Source organism: Saliniramus sp., from assembly GCF_035311605.1.
Taxonomy (GTDB): Bacteria; Pseudomonadota; Alphaproteobacteria; order Rhizobiales; family Beijerinckiaceae; genus Saliniramus.
Map to the genome: position 1 here is coordinate 1 of NZ_DATGCW010000064.1, position 5,247 is coordinate 5,247.

Below are 5,247 nucleotides of genomic sequence, written 5' to 3' on the forward strand. Positions count from 1 at the left end.
CCGGAAACGGTCGAGAATCGACGCGAGCGGCTGATCGGCTGGGTCTACAGCCCGTTTCGCGCAGGTGACCTTTTCGACCACTCTTTCGAACTCCGTGAGCGCCCGTCGGAAATCGCCTTCTCCGTCTTCGACGGTGAGACCACCGACGAGGCCGATCTGCTCTATCGCTCAGCGCGCAGTGAAACCGACCCGGCAATCGTGCTTCGCGACGAGCGGGTGATCCAGATCGGCGACCGCCCCTGGACGTTGCAGATCGAGACGACGCCGTCCTTCGCCGCCGATTCCGCCCGCGCACTCTCTCCCTGGCTCATGGGGATCGGCTTCTTCGCCACGCTGCTTCTGGGGGTCGCCACCCTGGGGCAGGCCCGGGCGACGGAGGACGCCGAGGAGGCCAATACCGCCCTCGAAGAGATGAACGAAACGCTGGAGCATCGCGTCGAGAAGCGCACCGCCCAGTTGGAGCGTGCGCGCGCCAAACTCGCCGGGCTGATTGCCAATCTCGAACATGCGGTTGCTTCGCGCACCGCCGATCTGACCGAGGCCAACGAGGAGATCCAGCGCTTCGCCTATATCGTCAGCCATGATCTGCGCGCGCCGCTCGTCAACGTCATGGGTTTTACCGCTGAACTCGAGGCGGTGCGCAAGGAGGTCGAGGCCTTCATTGCGCAAGTCGCGGCGAAAGCGCCGGAACTCGTCACCGACGATGCCCGCATGGCGGTCGAGACCGATCTGCCCGAGGCGCTCGACTTCATCCGCTCCTCCACCCAGCGCATGGACCGCCTGATCGCCGCGATCCTCAAGCTCTCCCGCGAGGGCCGCCGGGTGCTGACGCCCGAACCAATCGTGATGCGCGACGTGATCGCGCAGCTCGCGCAGAACATCGCGCATCAGCTGGAGGACGAGGGCGCGGAAATCTCGATCGAGAACATGCCCGATCTGGTCTCCGACCGGGTGGCACTGGAGCAGATCTTCGGCAATCTGATCGAAAACGCGGTGAAATACCTCGATCCCGCCCGCCCGGGGCGGATCACCGTGCGCGGCCATGCCGAACCGGATCACCGCCTGCGCTATGAGATCGCGGATAACGGGCGCGGTATCGATTCCAGGGATCACCAGCGGGTCTTCGATCTTTTCCGCCGCGCAGGCGCGCAGGACCAGACCGGCGAGGGAATCGGGCTTGCCCATGTGCGCGCCCTCGTGCGCCGCCTCGGCGGCACGATCCATCTTGAGTCGGAACCCGGCAAGGGCTCGACTTTCATCGTGATCTTGCCCAAAACTCTCAAACCGGACGAACATCAGGAAGACGCATGAGTGCCCTGCCCGTGACCATCATCATGATCGAGGACGACGAAGGCCATGCGCGCCTGATCGAGAAGAACGTGCGCCGTGCCGGCGTCAATAACGAGATCCTGCATTTCCTCGACGGAACCAGCGCCCTGCGGCATCTGGAGACACCGGAAACGCGTGGCCAGGGGCCGCTTCTGGTGCTGCTCGATCTCAACCTGCCCGACATGAGCGGCACGGATATTCTGGCACGCATCAAGCAGAACGAGTCGACCAGGCGTGCGCCGGTGATCGTGCTCACCACCACCGACGATCAGACCGAGATCCATCGCTGCTACGATCTGGGCTGCAATGTCTACATCACCAAGCCGGTCGAGTACGATACCTTCGCGACAGCGATCCGCCAGCTCGGCCTCTTCCTCTCCGTCATGCAGGTGCCGGAGGGCTGATGGCATGGGCGCCGACAAGAGGGTCCGGGTGCTCTATATCGACGATGATCCCGCTTTCGGGCGTCTTGTCGCACGCGCCCTGACGCGCCAGGGGATGGAGGTGACCTTTGCCGAAGGCGGGGATGCGGGGCTCGCGCAGCTGACGCAGGACCGCTTCGACGTCGTCGCCCTCGACCACTTCATGCCCGGCAAGGAAGGGCTTGACGTCCTGCAGGAAATCCGGGCCATGCCCGCCCCGGCGCCGGTCATCTACGTCACCGGCGCGGATGAGGGGCGCATCGCCGTTGCGGCCTTGAAGAACGGCGCGGCGGATTACATCGTCAAGGATGTCGGCGGCGCCTTCTTTGATCTGCTCGGCGCCTCGGTCCGCCAGGCGCTGGAGCAGGAATGCGTGCGCCGCGCCAAGGAACGCGCCGAACAGGAGGTGCGCGAGCAGCGCGACCGCGCCGAGATGCTCCTGCGTGAGGTCAATCACCGCGTGGCGAATTCGCTGCAGCTGGTGGCCTCCCTCGTCACCATGCAGAAGGGCATCGTGCCGGAAGGCCCCGCCCGCGATGCGCTGGTCGAGACGCAGACGCGCATCGCCGCGATCTCGCAGGTCCACCGGCGGCTCTATACCTCGCGGGATGTGCGCCGGGTCGAGCTCGACGCCTATCTCACCGGCCTGATCCAGGAGCTCGGGCAGGCCATGCGGGCATCGGGCACGCATGAGACCCTGCGCGTGATGGCAGAGCCGATCGAGGCACCGACCGATCAAGCGATTTCACTCGGAGTCATCGTGGTGGAACTCGTCACCAATGCCACCAAATACGCCTATCCGGAAGACGCCCCCGGCGAAATCAGGGTCTTCCTGCAGCGCGAGGACGAAGCGCGCATCCGCCTTGTCGTCGAGGATGACGGGGTCGGTTTCGACATCGCCGGCCCCCCGCAGGGCAGCGGGCTGGGCACCCGGATCGTCAAGGCGATGGCGGCCAATCTCAAGACCGAGATCCATTTCGACCCCAGCCATACCGGCACCCGCGCCATGCTCAGCTTTGACGTTCCGCGGGAGGCCACGGGATCGGGCGCAGACGAGGAGCCGGCAGCCTGAGGGCGCTCCGTGGACTTCTGCAGCATCGGCCCACCGCGTTGCGATGGATGCGCGCAGCCTCGGTCGCTTTCCGGCTGTGCATCAGATAACCGTAACGGGGCCAGCATGTCGGCCCGTGCGCCGGCGATCAGGTCGGGTCTGCTCAGCGCCCGATATGCCAGTATCTGCGTCCGACCGGGGATTACGGGATGATACCCGGCATGGGACTGGTCCCGCCCCTCAGAACAAGGCGCGCGGGAGCCAGGTGGCCACCGGCGGCGCCAGCCAGATCAGCGCGATGGCGAGCGCCTGAAGCAGGATGAAGGGGGCGACGCCTTGATAGATCATGCCCGTGGTCACCTCCTTCGGCGCCGCGCCGCGAAGGTAGAACAGTGAGAAGCCGAAGGGCGGCGTCAGGAAGGAGGTCTGCAGGTTGATCGCGATCAGCACCGCCAGCCAGATCGGATCGTGCCCCATCAGGATCAGCGGCGGGATCAGGAGCGGCAGCAGGATCACCGAGATCTCGACGAAATCGAGGAAGAAGCCGAGCACGAAGATGAACAGCATGGCGAAGATCAGCGCCCCCGTCGGCCCGCCTGGAAGGCTCTCCAGGATCGCCGCGACCCGGTGCTCGCCACCAAGTCCGACGAAGACGAGACTGAAGAAGGACGCCATCAGGATGGTGGCGAAGATCATCGCCGTCACGACCAGCGTCTGCCGCATGGCAGCCACCATGATGCGTTGGCGCATGAGACTCTGTAGGGCGGCGATCACCGCTGCGAGGCCGATCAGCACCAGTCCCGCATAGAGCATGCCGAGCGCATATTCGAGCGCGCCGGCATCCGAACGCTGCAACCGCACAGGCTGCAATCCCGCCGCCACCGCGAGCAGCCCGAGCGCCGCGGCGCCGGTCAGGATCAGCCAGCGCGGCGCGCCCTGTCTGTAGCCGGCGAGCAGTATCGCCCCGACAGCGCCGACACTGGCCGCCTCGTTGGGCGAGGCGATGCCGCCGAGGATCGCGCCCAGCACCGCGATGATCAGGAGGATGGGCGGTGCGATGGCGCCGAAGACTTCGGCATGGCTCACGGATTTCTCCGGGCGCTGCATGGCCGGCGCATCGCCGGGTACGAGGAAGGCCCTGCCCAGGATGTAGAGGATATAGATCGCCACCATAATCAGGCCGGGAACCAGCGCCGCGGCGAAGGTCTGGCCCACGGAAATTGTCTCGACGGTAAAGCGCCCCATGGCGAATTGCGCCTGCTGGAAGGCGGAGGACATCACCTCGGCGAGGATGATCAGCAGGGTCGAGGGCGGGATGATCTGGCCGAGCGTTCCCGCCGTGCAGACGGAACCGGCGGCGAGGCGCGGATTGTAGCCGTTGCGCAGCATGGCCGGCAGCGCGATCAGGCCCATGGCCACGACGGTCGCGCCGACGATTCCCGTCGAGGCGGCCAGCAGCGCGCCCACCAGCATCACCGAGACGCCGAGTCCGCCGCGCACGGCTCCGAACAACCGCCCCATCGTCTCGAGCAGATCCTCCGCGATGCGCGACTTCTCCAGCACCACCCCCATCAGCACGAAGAGCGGGATCGCGGTCAGGACCGGATTGGTCATGATGCCAAAGAAACGCTGGCCGAGCGCACCCATCATCCCGATGGAGAAAACATCGAGCCACCAGCCGATGAGCGCGAAGGCGGTGGCGACGCCGGCAATGGAAAACGCGACAGGATAGCCGAGCAGGATCACCACGATCAGCGCGGCGAACATGATCAGATCAAGCGGCATCGGGGCCCTCCCGCAGCCGGATCAGATCGCGGATCAGGGCGGAGAAACCCTGGATCAGGAGCAGCACGCAGAATGCCGGGACGAGGGATTTCAAAAGAAAGGAAGCAGGGATGCCGCCGACCGATATCGGCCCCTCGAGGATTGCCCAGGAACGGCGCACCATCGGCCACGACCAGTAGAGCAGGATGATCAGTGAAGGGCCAAGCAGCGCCAGATGCCCGAAGACGTCGATCAGCGCCTGTCCGCGTCGGGAGCGGCGGGCATAGAAGATATCGACCCGGACATGTCCCTGAAGCAGCAACGTGTAACCCGCACCCAGCATGAAAAGGCCGGCATGCAGATAGAGCACGCCCTCGCCGGCGAAGATCGAGGCGATGCCAAAAACGTAGCGCAGGATCACCAGAGCGAATTGCAGGAGCACCATCGCCAGGGCGAACCACATCACGACATTGCCGACGATCCGGTTGATCCAGTCCAGTGCATCGGCGATGCGCGTCATATCCCGTCTCCGCCCCGTCGCAAAGGCGGCGGGTGCTCTGAGGGCACCCGCCGGTCGTGTCATTAGCGGCCCGAACCGCCATAGGTGAAGTCGAGGTTACGCGCAGCCAGCTGCGCGGCCTCGGAATGGGCCATGTAGTCGACCATCAGATTGCGATAGTC

Annotated in this window: 5 protein-coding genes; 3 read left to right on the forward strand and 2 right to left on the reverse strand. The window is 65.4% G+C overall.

All coding sequences use genetic code 11. The annotated features are described in order from the left end of the window. The 3 genes from VKP01_RS03180 to VKP01_RS03190 all read left to right on the forward strand — a co-directional run. The coding region (locus tag VKP01_RS03180) for a sensor histidine kinase (RefSeq protein ID WP_324410201.1) at window positions 1-1,311 on the forward strand (1,311 nt) is incomplete at its 5' end. Continuing rightward, window positions 1,308-1,733 carry a response regulator gene (locus tag VKP01_RS03185; protein ID WP_324410203.1) on the forward strand — a complete coding sequence of 142 codons (426 nt, stop codon included), beginning with the start codon at window positions 1,308-1,310 and terminating at the stop codon, window positions 1,731-1,733. The genes VKP01_RS03180 and VKP01_RS03185, both read left to right, overlap by 4 nt. 4 nt (window positions 1,734-1,737) lie before the next feature. Next, entirely contained in the window at window positions 1,738-2,823 is a 1,086-nt protein-coding gene (locus VKP01_RS03190; protein ID WP_324410205.1) for a sensor histidine kinase, read from the forward strand. Window positions 2,824-3,042: 219 nt separating this feature from the next. On the opposite strand, the gene VKP01_RS03195 is transcribed toward VKP01_RS03190, so the two are convergent. After that, window positions 3,043-4,587 (reverse strand): TRAP transporter large permease, encoded by a 1,545-nt coding sequence (locus VKP01_RS03195; RefSeq protein ID WP_324410206.1) that lies wholly within the window; start codon window positions 4,585-4,587, stop codon window positions 3,043-3,045. Then, window positions 4,577-5,086, reverse strand: coding sequence for a TRAP transporter small permease subunit (locus VKP01_RS03200; protein WP_324410208.1), 510 nt, complete (start codon window positions 5,084-5,086; stop codon window positions 4,577-4,579). The genes VKP01_RS03195 and VKP01_RS03200 overlap by 11 nt, the downstream gene beginning before the upstream one ends. Between the last annotated feature and the right edge of the window lie 161 nt (window positions 5,087-5,247).